The organism is Myxococcales bacterium, from assembly GCA_016703425.1.
In the GTDB taxonomy this organism is placed as follows: domain Bacteria; phylum Myxococcota_A; class Polyangia; order Polyangiales; family Polyangiaceae; genus JADJCA01.
On sequence record JADJCA010000031.1, the window covers coordinates 17,642 to 37,679 of the forward strand.

General features: G+C 69.2%; 17 protein-coding genes. 5 read left to right on the forward strand and 12 right to left on the reverse strand.

Annotation, left to right across the window (positions count from 1 at the left end; translation table 11 throughout):
- The first annotated feature begins 14 nt into the window (after positions 1 to 14).
- Positions 15 to 2,033, forward strand: coding sequence for a methyltransferase (locus IPG50_38500; GenBank protein ID MBK6698034.1), 2,019 nt, complete (start codon positions 15 to 17; stop codon positions 2,031 to 2,033).
- Positions 2,030 to 2,668, forward strand: a complete 639-nt coding sequence (locus tag IPG50_38505; GenBank protein MBK6698035.1) for a hypothetical protein — start codon at positions 2,030 to 2,032, stop codon at positions 2,666 to 2,668. The genes IPG50_38500 and IPG50_38505 overlap by 4 nt, the downstream gene beginning before the upstream one ends.
- 13 nt (positions 2,669 to 2,681) lie before the next feature.
- Here IPG50_38505 and IPG50_38510 read toward each other — a convergent pair whose 3' ends face one another.
- From IPG50_38510 to IPG50_38535, 6 genes are read right to left on the reverse strand one after another with little or no spacing between them, the layout of a single operon-like run.
- Complete coding sequence (locus tag IPG50_38510; protein ID MBK6698036.1) at positions 2,682 to 3,512, reverse strand: hypothetical protein; 831 nt, start codon at positions 3,510 to 3,512, stop codon at positions 2,682 to 2,684.
- Positions 3,509 to 4,669 carry a hydrolase gene (locus tag IPG50_38515; protein ID MBK6698037.1) on the reverse strand — a complete coding sequence of 387 codons (1,161 nt, stop codon included), beginning with the start codon at positions 4,667 to 4,669 and terminating at the stop codon, positions 3,509 to 3,511. Before IPG50_38515 ends, IPG50_38510 begins: the two co-directional genes overlap by 4 nt.
- A complete protein-coding gene (locus IPG50_38520) occupies positions 4,666 to 5,667 on the reverse strand; it encodes a MoxR family ATPase (protein MBK6698038.1) in 1,002 nt (333 codons plus the stop codon). The genes IPG50_38515 and IPG50_38520 overlap by 4 nt, the downstream gene beginning before the upstream one ends.
- Before the next feature lie 35 nt (positions 5,668 to 5,702).
- Positions 5,703 to 5,948 (reverse strand): hypothetical protein, encoded by a 246-nt coding sequence (locus tag IPG50_38525; GenBank protein ID MBK6698039.1) that lies wholly within the window; start codon positions 5,946 to 5,948, stop codon positions 5,703 to 5,705.
- A gap of 48 nt (positions 5,949 to 5,996) precedes the next feature.
- Complete coding sequence (locus IPG50_38530) at positions 5,997 to 7,100, reverse strand: SDR family oxidoreductase (GenBank protein ID MBK6698040.1); 1,104 nt, start codon at positions 7,098 to 7,100, stop codon at positions 5,997 to 5,999.
- Positions 7,101 to 7,143: 43 nt separating this feature from the next.
- The gene (locus IPG50_38535) at positions 7,144 to 9,144 is read right to left on the reverse strand and encodes a hypothetical protein (GenBank protein ID MBK6698041.1); all 2,001 of its coding nucleotides are present in this window, start codon (positions 9,142 to 9,144) and stop codon (positions 7,144 to 7,146) included.
- A gap of 327 nt (positions 9,145 to 9,471) precedes the next feature.
- On the opposite strand from IPG50_38535, the gene frr reads away from it, so the two are divergent.
- The 3 genes from frr (at position 9,472) to IPG50_38550 (ending at position 13,106) form a co-directional block, all read left to right on the forward strand.
- Positions 9,472 to 10,029 carry a ribosome recycling factor gene (gene frr, locus IPG50_38540; protein MBK6698042.1) on the forward strand — a complete coding sequence of 186 codons (558 nt, stop codon included), beginning with the start codon at positions 9,472 to 9,474 and terminating at the stop codon, positions 10,027 to 10,029.
- 128 nt (positions 10,030 to 10,157) lie between these two features.
- Positions 10,158 to 11,207, forward strand: coding sequence for a Stp1/IreP family PP2C-type Ser/Thr phosphatase (locus IPG50_38545; GenBank protein ID MBK6698043.1), 1,050 nt, complete (start codon positions 10,158 to 10,160; stop codon positions 11,205 to 11,207).
- Positions 11,208 to 11,507: 300 nt separating this feature from the next.
- Positions 11,508 to 13,106 (forward strand): methylmalonyl-CoA mutase family protein, encoded by a 1,599-nt coding sequence (locus IPG50_38550; protein ID MBK6698044.1) that lies wholly within the window; start codon positions 11,508 to 11,510, stop codon positions 13,104 to 13,106.
- 208 nt (positions 13,107 to 13,314) lie between these two features.
- On the opposite strand, the gene IPG50_38555 is transcribed toward IPG50_38550, so the two are convergent.
- From IPG50_38555 to IPG50_38580, 6 genes are all read right to left on the reverse strand, one after another.
- Positions 13,315 to 13,953 (reverse strand): MarR family transcriptional regulator, encoded by a 639-nt coding sequence (locus IPG50_38555; GenBank protein ID MBK6698045.1) that lies wholly within the window; start codon positions 13,951 to 13,953, stop codon positions 13,315 to 13,317.
- 294 nt (positions 13,954 to 14,247) lie between these two features.
- On the reverse strand, positions 14,248 to 15,672 hold the full coding sequence (gene hemG / locus IPG50_38560; protein MBK6698046.1) for a protoporphyrinogen oxidase: 1,425 nt from the start codon (positions 15,670 to 15,672) through the stop codon (positions 14,248 to 14,250).
- Positions 15,669 to 16,607 (reverse strand): ferrochelatase, encoded by a 939-nt coding sequence (gene hemH, locus IPG50_38565; protein MBK6698047.1) that lies wholly within the window; start codon positions 16,605 to 16,607, stop codon positions 15,669 to 15,671. The genes hemG and hemH overlap by 4 nt, the downstream gene beginning before the upstream one ends.
- A 3-nt stretch (positions 16,608 to 16,610) precedes the next feature.
- The gene (gene hemE, locus IPG50_38570; GenBank protein MBK6698048.1) at positions 16,611 to 17,636 is read right to left on the reverse strand and encodes a uroporphyrinogen decarboxylase; all 1,026 of its coding nucleotides are present in this window, start codon (positions 17,634 to 17,636) and stop codon (positions 16,611 to 16,613) included.
- A 39-nt stretch (positions 17,637 to 17,675) separates the two neighbouring features.
- Complete coding sequence (sthA, locus tag IPG50_38575; protein MBK6698049.1) at positions 17,676 to 19,112, reverse strand: Si-specific NAD(P)(+) transhydrogenase; 1,437 nt, start codon at positions 19,110 to 19,112, stop codon at positions 17,676 to 17,678.
- Positions 19,109 to 19,930, reverse strand: a complete 822-nt coding sequence (locus IPG50_38580) for an HDOD domain-containing protein (GenBank protein ID MBK6698050.1) — start codon at positions 19,928 to 19,930, stop codon at positions 19,109 to 19,111. The genes sthA and IPG50_38580 overlap by 4 nt, the downstream gene beginning before the upstream one ends.
- Positions 19,931 to 20,038: the final 108 nt, after the last annotated feature.

Sequence of the window (20,038 nt, forward strand, 5' to 3'; positions counted from 1 at the left end):
CGGAGTAGATTTCCGTGGCTTCAATGCCGCACGAGCCGCTTCATGTCGTACCCAACGTCGTCTCGTGCGACCACGCCGAGCCGTGCGGCGGCTGTCCCCTCATCGCACTCACCTACGCCGAGCAACTCGCCCACAAGGGCCGCCGCGTCGAAGAGACGTGCGCCCGGTACCAGACCTTCGATGCGCAGGTCGACGCCGTCTTGGGCGCCGAGGCCATCACCGGGTACCGCACGAGAGCAAAGCTCGTCGTCGGCGCCGGCGGTCGCATCGGCCTCTTCGCCAAAGGCGGGACGCATCAGCTCGTCGACATTCCCGGCTGCCGCGTCCTCTCGGCGCCCATCGCCCGCGTCGTCGACCTCTTGCGAACCACCACGCTCGCCGCGGAGCGGAGCGGCGGCATCATGGCGCCCTCGGCGTCGACAGCCCACGGCGCGCTCCGCGCCATCGACGTCCGCGACATCCAGCCGCCCGGCGGCGCCGCTGCCACCGCGACCGCCATCTTGCTGACGCTCGTCCTTGAGCGGCGCCGGGTGCACGATCTCGACCGCTTCCGGGAGGCCGCCACCGAGCTGATGGCGAAGGAGCCCAGCATTCGCGGCGTGGCGGCGAGCCTTCACGACGGCGAGAGCCCGCAGATCCTCGGCGACGAGCTCGTCGTGCTGGCCGGCGTCACGAGCCTCGTGGATCGCGTGGGCCTCTCCTCTCATCACGCGAGCCACGGCGCGTTCGTGCAAGCCCATCGCGACCAGACGGGCAAGGTTCACCGCATCCTCACGGAGGCCATCGGGGCGCTCGGGCCGGCGCCGCGCGTGCTCGACCTCTACGGGGGCGCGGGGGCCATCTCCATGGCCCTCGGCAAGATGGGCGCGCAAGTGCACTTGGTCGAGGCCTTCGCGCCGGCCGTCGAGCAAGCGCGCGCCGCGGCCCGCGAGCAGAACATTGAGCTCACGGCGGAGGCGGAGAACGCGCTCGTCGCGCTTCGGGCCCTCGCGGCCGCCAAGAGGCCCTTCGAAGCCGTCGTCGCGAACCCGCCGCGACGGGGCATGAGCCCGCTCGTGCGCGAGCTCATCGCCGTGCTCGGTCCATCGCGCATCGCCTACGTGTCCTGCGATCCCGACACGCTCGTCCGCGATCTCGATCACTTCGCGCGCCTCGGCTATCGCGCCGGCGCCGTCCGCCCCATCGACATGATCCCGCTCACCGAGGAGGTCGAGTCGGTGACGATTCTGGAGCGCGGCGAAGCGACGCTGCCACGGGTCCTGCACGAGGAGGCTGACATTCTCGTCGTCGAGAAGAGCGCGCACGAGCCCACGGTGCCGCAGGGCGAATACCTCTCGTCGCTCATGACGCGGGTGCGGCGCCTGCCGAACGCCGAGCGCGCCACGCCCGTTCATCGCCTCGACGTGGGAACGAGCGGTCTGGTGCTCTTCGTGCGGACGCCGGAGAGCGCGCCCATGTGGGCCAACGGCGCGAGCTGCCGGCGCGTCTACCTCGCCGCTGTTCGCGGCGTGCCGCCCATGAAGGGCGCGGTCACGCGAGACCTCCGCGAAAACGGCGTCCGCTACCCCGCGCGCACTCGGTATCGACGCCTCGCGGCCCTCGGCGGCCACGGCATGATCCGCGCCGTCCCCGAGGTCCCGCGCACGCATCAAGTGAGGCGCCACCTCGCCGCCGCCGGCCACCCGATCCTCGGCGACGATCGCTACGGCCACGGCCCCACGAACCGCTACTTCGAAGAGCGCCACACGCTCGATCGAACCTTCCTTCATTGCGTGCGGCTCGAGCTCACGCACCCGCAGTCGGGGGCGCGGCTCGTCGTCGAGGCGCCACTGCCCGGCGATCTATGCACCGTGCTGCACCGCCTCGGCGGCAGCGAGACGCTCCGCTTCCTCGAGCAGAAGAACGCGCTCGGCGGCTTCACCTCGATGCCACCTCCGCCCACCGAGAGCGAGAGCGAGGCCGACTCGCCCCTCGACATCGAGTTCGGCACGCCCACGCTCCGACCCGAGCCCATCACCGGCGACGACACGTGATCGACCTGCTCGTGGTCTCGGCCTTCGAGCCGGAGCTTCGCGCGCTCAGCGTCGGCCTCGGCGCACCGCTCACGCTCGGCGCGCGCTCGCTCTTGGCGATGCCGGTTGGCATTGGCCCACTGGCCGCCGCCGCAGGCTGCGCGGGCGCCATCGCGCAATGGAAGCCGAAGCGCGTGCTCTTCGTCGGGACCGCCGGCGTGTTTCCCTCGAAGGAATCGGCTTTCCCCATTGGAAAGGTTGCGCTGGCGCGAGCGACGACGTTCGTCGACGCTTCGGTCTTGGACGGCCGCGCCGAGCGACCGGTTCCTATGAGCTACGAGCTCGACGCGGACGCGCACGCGGCGTTGTCGCTGCCGAGCGCCAACGTGGCCGCCACCTCGGGCATCACCGTCGAGGCGGCCCTTGCAGGTTGCCTCGACGCCGCCGGCTACGATCTCGAGAACCTCGAGCTCGCGTCGGTGGCATGCGCGACCGCGCTCCGAGACGTCCCGTGCTCCGCGCTCCTCGGCATCTCCAACGTGGTGGGCCCGGACGGCCGCGCCCAGTGGGCCGCGAACCACATCGCCTCGGCCGCCTCCGCCTGCCGCGTATTGCGCGATTGGCTCGAAGCCGCGCCACCAGAGCGTTCGACCTAGCGGCGTCGTGAGCTCAGCGACCGGCCCGCTTGTGCCGGCTCGCCGCGAAGCGCACGGCCGCGTCGGTGTCGGCCTCCAGCCTTGTCAGCTCGGAGGGCGACGCGCGCCCTGACTCCGCAAGCGTTAGGCGCGCGAGGGCGCTCGGATGCTCCGCCAAGCGCCTCAGCGTGTCGCCCGTGAGCGCGCCGTTCTGCATCACGCTGGCGCGCACGGCCTTCACGCCGTCGTTGGCGAGCGCGAAGAGCGCTTCTTCCGGCGCAGCGGCGTTCCCTGCCACGGCCTTGCGCACGGGGGCCCAGTCGTGACGCCCGAGCTTCAGAAGGTACGCCGGCGGCGTGTTCGGGTTCTGGGCGACCTCCTCAAAGAACGACTGCCCTTCGGCCAACTCCACGAGAACCTCCGGCGGCATGCGCGGGTTCAGCGCGGCGGCGCGCCGCACATAAAACGCGGGGTGGCGCGCTAGCGCGGGGAGGAGGCCCGCGGGCATCGCCGGATGCGGGACGAGCCGCACCAGCGCTTCCTCGGGCATCGTTTGAAACATCGCGGGATCTTCGAGCAGGTAGAAGAGGAGCGCCGGGTTGTCGAAGAACTCATCGGGAAACTCCGCCGCCAGCGCCACGAGCGTCTTGGGCGTCGCGTTTGGGTTCTGGGCCACCGCGCGGCGAATCGACCGCTCCTTGGCTGTGGCGAGGAGCGCGAGCGTGGCCGGCTCCGTCATGGGATCGCTGGCCGCCGCGACCCGCGCATCGGAGGGCGCGACTCGCTCGTGCACCAGCGAGCCGAGCTCGGCCCACGCGTCGGGGCTCGCGTCGTCGTCGCCGCCTCCCGTATGGCGGCCCGTCACGTGCGCACCTCGCCCAGGCGAATGACCTCACCAAAAGGAAACGTTGCGTCCGCCGCGCCGCGCGCCGTCACGACCCACAGCGTTGGCAGTCGGCTCGCCTCGCGTGGAAAGTCACCACGCCCATCGGTCAGATAGACGAGCACGATGCCCTTGGTGAGGTCTTCCTCCCGCGCCGCGTGGGCGAAGAACGGAGCGAAGCTCGTGCCACCGCCGCCGATGGCCGCCGGAAGCGGCGCGTCGGCGTGAAACGCGAAGGGCCCATGCAGCGCGCGATCCGCGAAGAACAGCTCGAGCTCGAGGTGCGGGTACGTCCGCGCCATCTCCGCGATCTCGGTCATGAAGGCCGCGAGATCGGCCGCCTGAATCGAAGCGCTCGTGTCGACACAAACGAGCACTCTCAGCGACGAGCCAGCGAGCGCGTCGAGGTAGACGCCTTGCCAAAGAAAGCGCCGGTCGAAGCCCTCGAAGTCGGTGGGCGTGCGCACGAGGAACCGCCAGAGCTGCGCGCGCCAATCGAGGCGTGAGGCGCCGCCGGCGCGCAAGAGTCGGGTCATCGCAAGCGGGACGTCACCGCCCGCCCTCGCTTGTGCCGCTTCGGCCTCGCGCAGCGCTGCGTGCCAGAAGTTCTCGCGATCCTTCTCCCCGCGCGGCGTCGCGAAGAGCGCCCCCTCGGTCTCGAACAGGTCGGCTGGCGCCTTCGGCGGCGGGCGGATGGCTCGCTCCTTCAGGAGGAGGTCGTAGATGTCCTCCACGCGCCACGCCGCGAGCGCGTCGTCCCGGACCGCGTCCGGCGGCAGGGCCAACCCGAGCCCACCGATGATGCCGTTGACGACGATGTCAGCGGCCACGTTCCACGTTTCCTTGTCCCGCGATCGCTGCCGTGCAGGATGGTGAAGCGCCGCGTGGAGCAGCGCGTGCAGCACTGCGAAGTCGAGGGCGTCAGCCGACGCGCTTCGCACGAACGACGGTCGCAACAGGACGCGTTGACCGTCGGTCGCCGAACCGCCGCCGCCGATCGTCTCGTCAAAGGCGACATCCGCGAAGAGCGCGAGCGTCGCAAAGAACGGCGAGCGGACGCGAAGGCGCAACTTCGACTGCGTCACGCGCTCCATCAGCGGGTGCGCCACGAGCGCATCGGCCGCGCGCCCGGCGGTCACGCGCCGAGCCCGCGTTGGAAGCTCGTCAAGAACGCCTTGAGCTTCGGATCCGCGGCGACATCCTTGGCGAGCGCGCCGACCTGCCCCGAGGCGCGAAGCTTCGCGATGACGTTGCTGGCGAAGAGTTGCAGCCACTCGGTCGAGGCCTTGTCGACGAGCCAGCGCAAGCCCGCGATGGCGCGCGCCGGGCTGCTCACGCGCGAGGCCAGGCCGACCACGAGCGCGTAGCGCTCCGAAGGCTCCGTTGGAAACGAGAAGCCTTGCCCGCGCTCCCCGAGGATTGCCTCGAGATCGGGCAGCGCCGACGCGAGGCGAACGAACGCGTGAAACTCCGACGCCGGGCCGTCGCCGACGGCCGGCCCCACGTCGAGGCCCGCCGCGTGGAGCTTGCCGGCCATCTCCCACGACCGCGGCGAAGGCCACGCGACTTGCCCCGGGTCCATCTTGTGGAGGAGCGCGGGCCGGTACGAGAGAAACGAGAGCACGTCGGCCGAGAGCCCTCGCTCCATCGCGTAGCTGCGAAAGCTGTCGAAGTCGGCGCGTGCCTCGAGGTGCACGAAGCGGTTCGCGAGCGGCGCGGGCATGTCGAAGACCGCCGCCCGGTCCTCTTTGCGGTTGCCCGCGGCCCACAAGAACCAGCCGTCGGGGACCGTGTAGCTCCCGACGCGCCGGTCCAGGACGAGCTGCTGCGCGATGCCCTGGAGCGTCGGCGGCGCCATGTTGAGCTCATCCAAGAACAGAATGCCGCGGCCGCGCTGGGGCAGAAACTCCGGCGGATACCAGACTGCGACGCCGTCTTTGGCGACGGGGAGGCCACGAAGGTCGGTCGGCGCCAGCTGGCCCAGCCGCAGGTCGACGAGCGAGAGGCCCCGCTCGCCCGCCACCTGCGCGACGATGCTCGACTTGCCGATGCCCGGCGGGCCCCACAGCATGACGCTGAGCTTGAGCTCTTGATCGAGCAACGTGGAGAGGTATTGCTTGAGCTCGGCCGGCGTCATGTCGCGCGAGTGTATCCGACCCACGGCTCGTCGAGTCAGGGCTCGTCGAGGCGCACGCCGCCGACCTCCGCGAGCATGTCTACGAGGACCGCGTTGAGCTCGTCCTTACGAGCTTCGGGGCCGGCGATGGTGAGATCGCCGCCCTGCTCGGCGAAGACTTGGCAGAGCCCGTCGTGCGCATCGAGCACGCCTTTGACGAAGACCACGTCCTTGGTGCGCACGCGGACGCGAACGCTCACCATTCCTTCGCCGACGAGCGGCGCCACCGGCTTTCGCGACATGGGACGGCAAGCGTACCGCACCTGGTGCGTCACGCGTTGCCGAGCTGCTCACCCTAGCGGGTCGTCGAAGTGCGCGTCGCGCCGCTCTTGGCGCTCGCCTTGACGGCGCCGCACCGCGTCCACGAGCGTCTCCACGTATTGTTCGAAGGGCGGGCACGTGACGCCGGTCCCGGCGAGCAGCTCGGCCTGAGCCTCGCGCCCATACGTCACGCGCGAGACGAGCGCGTCGAGCACGGCCCTGGGGCTCCGCGCGAGCCGATCGATGCCCGGCACGTTGAGGAGCGCCTTGGTCACGTTAGCGGGCAAGAACCCTGGGCCCATGCGCCGCCCCGTCGCTTGAGCCACGAGTTCGAGGACGCGCCGCGCCGAGAGCGGACTCGGGTCCACGAGGTGCACCGTGCGACCCACGGCGCGAGCGTCGCGCCCTAACGCGCACGCCGCCTTGGCGACGTAGTCGACGGGCACGAGGTGCAGCGGCGCGTCGCCGCGACTCGGCAGCGGAATCGCGATCTCGCGCGGCGAAGTCATGATCAGGAGCACGAGGAGGTAGAAGCCCTCGAGGCCGTCGAACTCTCCCGTCGTGGAATCGCCCACCACGAGCCCTGCGCGCGCCACCACGACGGGGACCTTCGTCGCTTCGCGCATCATGCGCTCGGCGCGGGCCATGGTCTCCTCCGCGTCGTTGCGAAACCCTTCACGTGGGAGCGGATCGTCCTCGAGCACGAGTCCCTCTCGCTGCCCGGAGACCGTCACCGACGAGTGAAACACAAGCGCCCGCAGCGACTCGGTCATCTCCGCCAGTTCGAGGATCTCGCGGGCCGCCCCGACGTTCGTCTTGACGGCCACGGCCTTGGGCGTGGCCGGGTCGGTGGCGACGGCCACGTGGTGGATGCGATCGACGGTCGCGGCAAGCACTCGGAGCTCCGCGCCGGAGAGGCCGAGATCCATCGCCGACGCGTCGCCTTCCAAGAAGTCCACGCGCGCTGCCGCCGCCCCGTCGAGGGACGCTTCCACAGCGGAGCGCTCCTCCGCCGTGACGAGGGCGATGACGTGCGTGCGAGGCGCGCGGACGAGCTCGCGGAGGACGTGCCGAGCACGCAGGCCCGGCAGTCCCGTGAGCAAGACAACGTCGTCGTAGCCGGGGCGGCTCATGGACCGGGACGCGCGAGCTCGATCGTCGTCAGGGCGCGCATCGTCAGGGCGCGCAGTAGAAGAGCCCGACGCCCTCGAGCCAGCGGCCGAAGTTCCCTTGGTATTGCGCCGGGCTGCAGAAGGCGCCGGCGCCCGTTAGCCCGCTCGCGAAGCAGCCGGCCGATTGGTACTCGTCGCTGCACTGCCCGCCGTTGCGAACGCTGTTCTCGCACTGATTCCGGCTGGCGTTCGTGGGGCACGCGGAGCAGCTCTTCGTGAGGCAATCGGTGGCGCAACCGGTGTTGATGTTGCACGCGGGGTTCACGAAGGGCGCCACGCACTTGAAGACGCCTGTGCCTTCGTTGAAGGGATGGTGGAAGTTCTCGAGGCACGTGGCGCACGCCGGCGCGATGGTCTCGAGGACCGTGAAGTACGACTGGCAGGTCGACGAGTTGGGCCCCGCGGCGCACGCGGCGCGCGCGTCGGCGAGGTTCTGCGCACTGCACGCGTTCGTCGCCGTGACCGGCGTCGTCTTAACGCCGGCCGGGCACTTGCCGTAGGTGGCGGGGCAATTGGACGGCTGGCTCGAGCACACGCGCGGGACCGCGGTGATGTTGCAGGTGTCGCCTTGGCTCGTGCAATTTGCACACGTCGCGCCGCCGGAGCCGCACTTGCTTCCGGTGAAGCCCGCGTTGCAAACGCCGACGCTGTCGCAGCAGCCGGGGCAATTGGCCGCCGAGCACTGCGGAATGCAGCTCTTCTGCGCGGAGCAAACGTTGCCCTGCGTCGTGCAGTTCTGGCACGCGACGCCGCCGGTGCCGCAGGCCGTGTTGGCCGAGCCCGTGACGCACGTGTTGCCGTTGCAGCAACCGTTGGGGCAGGTGGCCGCGCTGCACGGCGGCGGTTGGCACGTCTTGCCCTGGCAGACATTCCCGTTTGCGGAGCAGTTCTGGCATGTGACGCCGCCGGTGCCGCAGGCCGTGTTGGCGGAGCCCGTCACGCAGGTGTTGCCGTTGCAGCAACCGTTGGGGCACGTGGCCGCGTTGCAAGCCGACACGCACTGCGCCGAGGTGCACACGCGCCCCTGCGCGGTGCAGTTCTGGCAGGCCTGCCCGCCCGTCCCGCACTGTGTTTGAAGAGTCCCGCCGACGCACGTCGTGCCCTGACAGCACCCGGTGCAGTTCTGCGCGTTGCACTGGGGCGGCGGGATCTGGCACTTGTTCTGGTTGCAGACGGCCCCCTGCCCGGTGCAGTTCTGGCACGCGAGACCGCCGGCGCCGCAAGACGCGTTCTGGTTCCCGGCCACGCACAGGTTCCCGATGCAGCAGCCGGGGCAGTTGCCGGGACCGCACGACGCGGTGACGGTGCAGAGGCCACCGATGGCGCCCATGGGCAGGCAGATCTCTCCCGGGGTGCACGTTTCGCACGCGAGGCCCTTCACACCGCAGGCCCCTTGGTCCTGCCCGAGTCGGCAGATGCCGCCCTGGCAGCAGCCGGCACAATTCTCAGGCCCGCAGGTCGGCGCCGCTTCGCACTTGTGCGTGGCGAGATTGCACGATTGGCCAACGGGGCACGCGGCGCATGCGCCGCCGTTGTCGCCGCAGGCTTGGTTCGATTCGCCGCTCAGGCACCGAGGCGCTTGGGGCCGGCAGCAGCCGTCGCTGCACGTCGCCGCGTTGCACGCGTTGACGTCGCGCGCGCAGGTCTTTCGCTGCGCGTCACAGAAGTCGAAGCCCTGGGTCAGGCAGTCTTCGCATTGGGCGCCGGCGCTGCCGCACGCGGTGAGCGTGTTGCCGGTTTGGCATCGGCCGGCGAGATCGCAGCAGCCGCCGGGACAGTTGAAGGCGTTGCATCCGCCAGCGTCGACGTCCGAGTCGCCGTCGCGCGCGACGTCGCCCACGGCGTCTCTTGCCGCGTCGCCGTCGAGGCGTGCGTCGGCGCTCGCGTCGACTCCCGCATCGATGAGACCACCGTCGCCGAGCTCGTAGCCGTCGAGGGCTGCGCGCCCGCAGGCCACGACCGCCAGGCCGAGATAGAAGGCCACGAGCAGGGTGCGAAGGGCCATGCTGCGGAGTGAAGAAGACGACCTTGCGGAAGCGGAAGACAAGCGCGACGGCATGACCCGAAAGGCTACCTGCTTTTCCTGGGCATTCCCAAGTCACTGGGGGCCCTCGCCGATGGCCACCCAGGTCCCTCACGCCCACCCAGGGCGACAAGCCCTCCCCCGCCCGCTCGGTCTCCCGCCCGCGCCCGTCCCGCGCCGGCCCCCCTCGCTCGGCCACCTTCCCAGACTGTTGGACCCCTGGTCCTTTTGGCAGCGGCGAACCTCAAAATAGCGGTAGGATGCTCGGCCCTGGGGGTGTGATCCCTGCAGGGTGCTGGAGGACGCAGGATGCTGGCCGACGTTCAGAAAGAGCTCACCACGTCGATTTCCAAGGCGTACGACGTCTTACGGCGCGACCTTTCGAAGCTTCGCGCCGGCCGTGCCAACCCGAGCCTCTTGGACAACATCCGGGTCGACTACTACGGCACCGGCACGGCGCTCGGCCAAATGGCCCACATCAACGTGCCTGAAGCTCGCTTGATCACCGTCAAGCCGTGGGACAAGTCCCAGATGAAGGCCGTCGAAAAGGCGCTCCGCGAGTCCGATCTGGGCCTTAACCCGCAGGTCGACGGCGACCTGATTCGTATCCCGCTGCCGCCCCTCACGGAGGAGCGCCGCCGCGACTTCGTTAAGATCGCCAAAAAGTACGGCGAAGAGTGCAAGGTCACGATCCGCAAGGCGCGCCACGAGGCGCTCGATATGCTGAAGCAAATCGAAAACGACGGCGACGCAAGCGCCGACGAGGTCGACCGGGCAAAAAAGAAGGTCGAAGAAGTTGTCGCCGAGGGCGGCAAACAAGTCGATACGATGATCAGCTCCAAAGAGAAGGACATCATGGAAGTGTGACGTCCAGGCGCGCGTCTACGCGCCCTCGTCACGCCTCCCGGAAACCCTCATGGACACCAGCGAACGCGCCTTGACACTCCCGGTGAGCGAATGAAATCCTGGCGTCTCGGAGGAAAGGCTTCTTCTTGATGCGAGCCATCGCAGCAGGCCAAACGGACGTCGGCCTCCAGCGCGAGCACAACGAGGATTCGTTCATCGTGCTCCAGGAGTTTGACCTCTTCGTCGTCGCAGACGGCATGGGGGGTCACCGCGCCGGTCATGTCGCCTCGAAGCTCGCCACCGAGACCATCGGTGAGTTCTTCAAGTCGACGGCCAACGACGACGTCACCTGGCCGTTTCATTTCGACACCAACCTGTCGGAAGAGGAAAACCGCCTCCTCACGGGCATCCGCGTCGCCAACCGCCAGATCTTCGAGCGGAGCACGCGCTCGCACGAGTACCGCGGCATGGGCACCACGGTCGTCGGCGCCATGTTCAGCCCGTCAAAGCGGCGCATGTTCATCGGCCATGTTGGCGACTCGCGCTGCTACCGCGTCCGCGGCCCCAAGATCGAGCAGCTCACGCGCGACCACTCGCTCATCAACGACTACCTCCTCGCGATGCCCGACCTTACGGAGGAGCAACGCAGCGAGCTTCCGAAGAACGTCATCACTCGCGCCCTCGGCATGCAGGATCAGGTCATCGTCGATCTGCAGCACGACGACCCGAAACACGGCGACGTCTACGTGCTGTGCTCCGACGGCCTCTCGGGCATGCTGACCGACGAGGAGATCCTGGGCATCGTCAACGGCACGCCGAGCATCAGCGAAGCCTGCCGCATCCTCATCCAGAAGGCCAACGAGCAAGGCGGCGAAGACAACATCACCGCGGTCATCATCAAGATCGAGGAGATGGAGGAGACCGCCACCATTCGACCCGAACCGGGCGAAGCCGCGGCGCTCCGAGCGGCCGCCGCCCTTGGCGAAGAGCCGACGGACCCGGGCCTCGCCAAGACGCCGGCGGCCGGTGGCACCGGCAGCGCGCCTCAATCGAAGCCCGATCCGCTCGCGAACACCGCCCCCGGCGACCCGCCGGCAGAAGCCGCGACGGAGCCGCCGACCGGCCCCGCCCCGGCGGAGCCCGCCGAGCCTGCGCCGGTCAAGTCGGACCGGAAGCCGCCGAGCAGCAAGCCTTCCTGACCCGCGCTCTTCGCGGTCGGGTCGCGTAGACGTCGGGGCCAAGCCGGGGCGCCGGCGGCCGCCTCGGGCCTCGACATCAATCGGGGCTCGACTACATTCCCGGGCATGATGAACGATCGGACCGGTCCCAACGCTGCCACCGTGGGCCGCGGCGAGGGCACCAACGGCGACGCCAGCGGTCACGCAAGCGGCCACGCCAATGGCACCGCCGCGACGGGCGAGGTCCCCGGCGATCTGGCGGCCCTGCGGACCGCCGTCGAAGCGTGGCGCGCGGGCCCCCTCAAGGCGAGCACCCAGAAGATGCCGCCGCGTCGGCCGCGCTTTTCGACCTGGAGCGATCTCGAGATGCCCGACGTGCTCACGCCAGCCGACGTGCCCGTCGACTACATGCGCGATCTCGGCATGCCAGGCGAGTACCCGTTCACGCGTGGCGTTCAGCCCACGATGTACCGGAGTCGCCTCTGGACGATGCGCATGTTCGCCGGCTTCGGCACGCCGGAGCAGACCAACGAGCGCTTCAAGTACCTGCTCGCGCAGGGGCAAACGGGCCTCTCCACCGCCTTCGATTTCCCAACCTTGATGGGCTACGACAGCGACTCTCCGCGCTCCCTCGGCGAGGTCGGCATGTGCGGCGTCGCCGTCGACACGCTACGAGACATGGAGATCCTGTTCGACGGCATCCCGCTCGACAAGGTCACGACGTCGATGACGATCAACGGGCCGGCCATCGTCCTGCTCGCCTTCTACATCGCCCTCGCCGATCAGCGCGGCGTGCCGCGTGACAAGATCGGCGGCACTGTGCAGAACGACTGCTTGAAGGAGTTCATCGCGCAACACGCGTGGCTCGTGCCCCCGCGCCCCGCCATGCGCATCGTCACCGACATGATCGAGTATTGCAGCAAGGAAGTTCCGCGATGGAACACCGTTTCGATCAGCGGCTACCACATTCGCGAAGCCGGAGCGACGGCGGCTCAGGAGCTCGCCTTCACGCTCGCCGATGGCGTCGGCTACGTCGAGAGCTGCCTCGAGCGCGGCATGAACATCGACGAGTTCGCGCCGCGCCTCTCCTTCTTCTTCGACGTCCACAACGACTTCTTCGAGGAGGTCGCGAAGTTCCGGGCCGCGCGCCGCGTCTGGGCTCGCCTCATGAAGGAGCGATTCGGCGCCAAGAAGGCCGAGAGCATGAAGCTGCGCACGCACGCGCAAACGGCCGGGGTGTCGCTCACGGCGCAGCAGCCCTACAACAACGTCGTTCGCGTCGCGCTTCAGGCGCTCGCCGCGGTGCTCGGCGGCACGCAGTCGCTCCACACCAACTCGCTCGACGAGACCTACGCGCTGCCCACCGAAGAGGCCGTCACCATCGCGCTGCGCACGCAGCAGATCATCGCCGAGGAGATCGGCGTCACGGGGACGATTGATCCGCTCGGCGGGAGCTACCTTGTCGAACACCTGACCGACAAGCTCGAGGCTGAGGCGCTCCAAACCATCAAGCGCATCGACGAGATGGGCGGCATGGTCGCCGCGGTCGAGAAGGGCTACCCGCAGCGCGAGATCGCCGCGAGCGCGTACCGGTTCCAGCGCCAGCTCGAGGCCAACGAGAAGATCATGGTGGGCGTCAACGGCTACGGGAACGCACAGGCGACGAGCCCCAACATCCCGCTGTTGAAGATCGACGAGGAGGTTCAGCGCGTGAAGATCGCGGTCCTCGCGGCGCTCAAGGCCTCGCGCGACGCGGGTCGCGTCAAGAGCGCGCTCGACGCCGTGCGCGCCGCCGCCTCCAGCAAGGCCAACCTCATGCCGCCGATCATCGAAGCGGCCAAGGCCTACGCCACGGAACAGGAGATCTGCGACGTCTTGCGCGACGTCTGCGGCACGCACACGGATCCCGCCGAATTCTGAGTCTCTGAAGCTCAGGCCTCGCTGCGGCCATTTCCTCGTGCGTTAGCTGCAGCGCCGTGCGCCGCCGTCACGGCGTGCGACCGCCCAGGACTTCGTGACGGCTCGGGCCAAGGTGCGACGAGCCGCATCTGGGCGACGGTAGACCGGCGCCGCGGCGCGTGTGGCCACCTCGCCCAAGGGACGTGTACCTCACCCATCGCACGATGCGTCATCCGCAAGGGACGCCAACGGGGACCGGTGCTGCCACGACGTCGCCGACGTCGTGGTGATGACCGTCCCACAGACCGCGGAGTTCGACGGAGCGATATCGGATGCCCGTCGCGATGGGCAGGTGGTCACCTTCGCCGATGTGAAAGTCGAAGACGTCCGTGGCGCGGACAGCGCGAATGAGAGATGGCAAGAGATCGCGCAGGTCGCCATCGAAGGGAAGATGCGTGTGACTTCCAGCCTGCGTCAGCGGAACGTGTACGAAGTCGAGGACGAGTAGCTCGGCCGAGTCTTGGACCGTGCCGCGCTCACCGTCGAGTGCGAGGACGTCGTCAAAGAGTGGCGCGAGCTTTGTCCTCCCTTCGCTCGTAAGTTCGACCACCTTGAAACAGCCGGCCCCGGCTTGGCGTCGACTCGAAACGAACCCGAGCGTCTTGAGTGCCTTCAGCATGCGGCTCACAACGGGGGCGCTCACGCAGAGCTCCCGAATGATGTCTCGCTGAAGCTGAGGGGAGTCCCACAGCAGGATCATGAGGTCTGCGCGGGCGGGCGTGAGTCCAACGGCCGCAGCGAGGCCGCGCGCCCACGGCCCGGCGAGCAGCATGGCGCGCTTGAAGGTGAGGCGTAACGGGGGCAGCATTCCACGAGTGCAGCAAACGTCAGGCCAAAAAGCCCGGCGGGCGCGGGCCGCGCGAGGCGGGGGGCCGGCCCGCGAAGCTCGCCAATTTGCATGCTAATTGGCGGCCGCCCGCGGCCCGCCCCCGCCCCGCCTCGCGCGGCCGCGCCGCCGGCCCCCTGGCCGCGGCCAATTCCCACTGTCCGTGGCCACACGAGCCGTCGTTGAACGGTCCGGTGTGCCCCGCTCAACGCAACGCGGTGCCCCAGTGCCACTCTCGTAGCCGTTCTCGCGACGGGGCTCGCGCCGTCCGCGCCGTCAGTGGCGCCGTTCGGCGTTGCGGCTCTCCACGTCGAGGATCGCTCCCGCGATCGCGTGGGCCTTCTTGACGCAGTCGGGAATGCCCACTCCGTCGACGCCGCTCGACGCGATCCAAAGCCCAGGGATCGCCGCGGCGAGCCGCGCGAGCTTGTCTCTACGCACCAGGTGACCGACCTTGGGCTGCGGGCTCGCGAGTACGTGGCGAACGACCTTGGCGTAGCTGAGGGGGCCCGAGAGCGGAATGAACGCGCCAAGCTCGCGGCGCGCCAGCTCCACGAGATCGTCGTCGCGCTCGTCGTTCGGCTCCCGCTCCGGCGACGCGGCAAGGAAGACGCGGAAGAGCGCGACATCCTCGGGTGTCCGCTCGGCCCACTTGCTTCCCACGAAGGTCGCCGCGACGAGGCGCGTTCCGGCCGCACGCGGCACAATGAAGCCCGTCGCGTCCAGCGCATGGCCGACCGAGCTCTTCGGCAGCGCCAAGAACACGGCGATGGTCGACGCGTAGTCCAAGATGCCCGCGAGGGCGCTCGCGAGGTCGGGATAAAGCGGCTCGACAAGCGGCGCCGCGTTTCGTGTTGGCAGCGCGAGCACCAGCTCATCGGCGTGCAACGTTGTTCCGGCGGAGAGCGTGACATCGTGGCCCGCGGGCCGAGAGCGCTCGATGCGAGCCACCGCTTGCTCGATCATCACGGTGCCTGCGCCCTCGACGCGCGCCCGAAGGGCGTCGATGAACGCGCTCATACCACCGCGAAGCGTCACGAAGGCGCTCGGCGCCGGCCTGCTTCTCGCGCCGCCGGCGGCCTTCGCGGCGCGCATCGCGCGCACGAGCGAGCCGTGCTTTTCCTCCGCGGCGACGAGCATTGGAAACGCCGCGCGCACGCTGATGGCGTTGGCGTCACCGGCGAAGATCCCGCCGAGGAGCGGCGCGACCAATCGATCGGCGATCTCTTCGCCGAGGCGCCTCGTGATGAAGGCGTGCACCGACTCATCGTCGCCGGCGTCGAAGCGACGCGCTGGAATGACTAGATCGAGGCCCGCCCGAAGCTTGCCCTCCCAGGAGAGGAGCGGCGTCGCTAGAAGCGGTCCGACCTCCGTGGGGATGCCAAGCACGAGGCCCTCCGGCATCGCGTGGAGCCGTCCCTCGTGCGCGATGTAGACGCGGCGGTTCTCTTCGCGTGTGCCGACGAGCTCGGTCTCGAGGCCTAGCTCCTTGGCGAGGTTCGACGCGTCGGGCTTGTTGGCCACCCACGCGTCGGGGCCGGCGTCGACGACGAAGCCCTCCTCGCGGAGCGTCTGAATGTTGCCGCCGAGCCGCGAGCGCGCCTCGATGAGCGTCACCGACACGGAAGCATCGCGCGCGAGGCGCTCGGCGCAGGCGAGCCCACTGATGCCACCGCCGACGACGACGACTTCGCGCTTCAAGGATCGCTCGCGTTGACGAGCGGTCGCGCGAGCGCCGCAATGACGGCGACGAGCGCCTCGTCGTCGTTGAGCGACCGAGCGCGCGACATCGTGAGCCCGCGAGCCGCCGCGAGCCCCTTCGCCTCCACGTCGAGGTCGTAAAGAATCTCGACGTGATCGGCCAGAAAGCCGATGGGCGCGAAGAGCACGTGCGTGTGCCCGCGCGCGGCCACGGCGTCGAGGGCCGCTGGCAGGTCGGGCCCAAGCCACGCGACCGGCCGGCCGCCGGCGCCAACGGCGGGCCCCTGGCTCTGAAAGGCGACGCTCTCTTGAAGGCCAGTCCCGGCGAGGCGAGCAACGACGCCCGCGACGCTCGCGCGGAACTCCGCTTCGTAGCGGTCGCCCGCGTCGATGATGGCCTTTGGCAAGCTGTGAGCCGTAAAGAGCGTCGTCGTGCGCGCACGAAGCGGCTCCGGGAGCTCAAGGAGCGCGGCGCGCACGTTCGCGGCGAAGGCGTCGAGCAGCTCCGGCGTTTGACCCCAGTTGCCGGTTGGCGCCACGCTCACGACGATGCCCTCGCCCGCGAGGTCCTGCGCCGCCTTCCTAGCCGCCTCCCCGTAGACGTCGCCGGAGTGTTGCGCGAGGGGAACGAAGATCGCGCGCTCGATGTCGCGCTCCTTGGCGAGCACGCGGAGCACGTCCTTCGCGAAGGGGTGCCACAGCCGCATGGCCACGGCGGCCGGAACGCCGAGCGCGTCGCCCACGCGTGAAGCGAGGCGTCGCGCGATGTCGTTGTACGGAGAGCGGCCTCCGATGACCTCGTAGCGATGCCGCAGCTCGGCGAGCAACTCTGGCGGCGGCGGGTGACCGCGCCGGATGTTCGTCACGAACGGCGGCAAATCGTCGAGGTTCTCGACCGTCCCGTGACCAAACAGCACAACGGCGGTGCGCGTCATGGCTCAGAGTTTGAACGTGTGAACCATTTCGGCAACCGCCTGAACGGTATCCACGGGGGTCTCCTGCAGGATGCCGTGCCCGAGGTTGAAGATGTGCCCCGGTCGACCGGCGGCGGCGCGCATGACGCGCTCGACGTGCGCCTTCACGACGGGAAGCGGCGCGAACAGCACCGTCGGATCGAGGTTTCCCTGGATGCCGCGATCGTGCCCGACGCGCGACCAGCCCTCGGCGAGCGGCGTGCGCCAATCGAGCCCCAAGACGTGCCCCCCCGCGTCGCGCATCACCTCAAGGAGCGAGTGCGTGCTGGTCCCGAAGTGAATCACGGGGACGCCCGCCGTCATCACGTCGCTCAAGATGTGCTTCACGTGGGGCTGCACGTACGTGACGTAGTCGTCCGGCGAGAGCTGACCGACCCACGAATCGAAGAGCTGAACGCAGTCGGCGCCAGCTTCGATCTGCGCGCGCAGAAAACGCCGGACGACCTCCGACAGCTTCGCCATGAGCGCGTTCCACGCCTCCGGCTCCGTGTACATGAGGCGCTTGGTCTTCACGAAGGTCGACGTCTTGCCGCCCTCCACGAGATAGCTCGCGAGCGTGAAGGGCGCGCCGGCGAAGCCGATGAGCGGGAGCTTGCCCGCGAGCTCACCCTTGATCATGCGGATGGCGTCCAGCACGTAGCCGAGGCCCTCTTCCTTCGGGTCAATGAGCCGCAGCGCATCGACGTCTGCGCGGGACTGGACCGGCTTGTGGATGACGGGGCCTTCGCCCTTGGCGAACTCGAAGGGCGCGCCCATCGGTTCGAGCGGAAGCAAAATGTCCGCAAACAAGATGGCCGCATCGACGCCGAGGCGAAGCGGCTGCATCGTCACCTGGCAAGACAGCTCGGGCGTCTTGCAGATCTCGAGGATCGTGTGTTTCTCACGAAGCGCTCGGTACTCGGCCATGTATCGACCCGCCTGGCGCATGAACCATACGGGCGTGACTTGCGTGGGTTCGCGCCGGCAGGCGCGGAGGAAGCTGTCGTTCACGGTCGCGCGAGTCTATCGCACTTTGCTCGCGAGCGGCCGCTACTCCGCAGCAACGGTCGCCGCGCCGGGCGCCGCCAGCGCGCGCGCACGCATCAGGTCCAGCGCGGCGACGCGGTAGCCCTCGGCCAGCGTCGGGTAGTTGAAGACGTGCTCCACGAAGGTGTCGACGGGCAGGCCGCCAGCCATGGCCATCTGGCCCACGTGGATGAGCTCCGCGGCGCCCTCCCCCACGATCTGCACACCCACGAGGCGGTGGCCGTCGGGCCCGGCGACCAGCTTGAGAAGGCCGTGTTCGAGGCCCGCGATGGTGCCGCGCGAGAGCGCGCTGAAGTCGGCGCGCCCCACAACGGCACCACCAAGCTTCGCGCGGGCCTCGCTCTCGGTCATGCCCACGGTGGCAAGCTCGGGGATCGTGTAGACGGCCGCGGGAATGCGATCGAGCGGCGGGCCCTGTTCGAGGCCGAGCCAGGCGCGAATGGCGCGCCTCCCCTGCTCGGCCGAGGTCGAGGCCAACGAGGGCGGCCCGATGACGTCACCGACGGCGAGCACGTGCGGCACGCGGGTCCGAAAGCGCTCGTCGACCTCGAGCACGCCGCGCGCGTTCGGCGCGAGGCCCGCCTTGTCGAGGCCGAGCCCCGACAGGTTCGCCACGCGGCCCATGGCGTAGACGGCCTTCTCGGCGTGAAAGACCTCACCCGACTCGAGCTCCACCGAGACGGTGCTCGCGCCGTCGAAGCGCACTTCCTTGATGGCTGCGTTCCCGACGAAGCGCGAGCCCGTCGCCTCGAAGGCGCGCACGAAGGTCGCCGTAATTTCGGCGTCACACCACGCGAGGGGCCGTTCACCCTTGTCGATCATCGTCACCTTGACGCCGAGCGTCGCGAAGACGGACGCGTACTCGGCGGCAATGACGCCGGCGCCGATGACGATGAGTGTCTCCGGCAGGTACGGTATCGAGAGGAGCGAGTCGCTGTCGTAGACAAACTCGTGGTCGATGGGCACGCCGCGTGGCGCCCGCGGCGTTGAGCCGGTCGCGACGACGATGGTCTCGGCCCGCACGCGTTGCCGCGGCCCCGCCACGCGCCGAACCTCCACCTCGTGGGGCGCGACGAAGCTCGCGCGACCGTGGATCCAGGTGACGCCCTCGACGCCGAGCTGGCCTTCGCGCAGGTGCCTGAGGCTGCCGACAACGTCGTCGAGCCGCGTCATGAGGCTCCTCAGCGTCGTTCCGTCGTCGAAGGACACGTCGAAGACGCCGCCGGTGCGACGACGAAAGCTCGAGAAGGCGACGGCCGTTTCGCGCAGCGTCTTCGAGGGAATGGTCCCGCGCTCGATGCACGCGCCGCCGACGGTGCGTGAGTCTTCGACCACAATAACCCGCTGGCAGGCGGCGGCAGCGGTCACGGCAGCGGCGTGGCCGGCCGGCCCGCTGCCGATGACGAGCACGTCGCAGGAGACAGTCTTTGCGTCGCTCATAGTCCTTTGGTCCACGAGATGAGCTCGTCTTTGCGGTCCACGATCGCGGAGAGGTCTTCGAGGTAGAGATTGATGGTCGCCAGCCGCGGCGAGAGCGCGTCGATGTCGAGCGGCTCACCGGTCTCGAAGCCGTGGGCGACGTCGTTGGCGACCGACACGATGCACGCGACGTCGCGCCCCAAGGGCGGCGCCGCCAGCGGACGGTGATGATGCGCGACCGCCGCGACGCTCCGAACGGGCAGACCCCAGGTGGCCAGCGAGCGCGCCCCCAGCTCTTCATGCAGGCTCATGGCCACGGCGCGCATCTCCTCCTCGGAGAACGGTCTCCCGCGCTTCTCGAGGCTCGCCATCGCTTGCATGACGACACTCTTGCCGATGTCGTGGAGGAGGCCGCCCATGAACGCCTCCTCGACGTTCTGCTTCAGCGTCCGCGCGATCTCTTGAGCCACGAAGGCCGTGAGCGTGGAGTGCCAGTAGAGGCGCCGCGTCTCGTCCTCGCGGCCGCGCACGAGGAAGACTCGCTCATCGCAGGCCACCAGCATCGAGATGCGCCGAATGGTCTCAAAGCCGAGGCGGCTGATGGCCTGCGGGACCGACACGATGGCGGCGCGCGCGGCGTAGGCCGGCGAGTTCGCGGTCCGGAGGATTCCGGCGGCCATGGCCGCGTCTCTCTTCAGGATGTCGGCCACGCTCCGGGGCTCTGTGCGTTCGCTCTTCGTCGCCTCCAGGACGGCCCGCGCCACCTCCGGCAAGACCGGCGGCTTCGCTTCCTCGAGCTCCTTGGCGACACGGTCCTCGAGTTCCAACGGCAAATCCACGGCGTCTCCCCTGGGTGCGAGCAGGTGGTTGCGAGCAGGGCACCGGCCCGTCTCAAGGTAAGGAACGGCCGACGAGCCGGATCCTGAACGGAGGACCAACGTCATGGC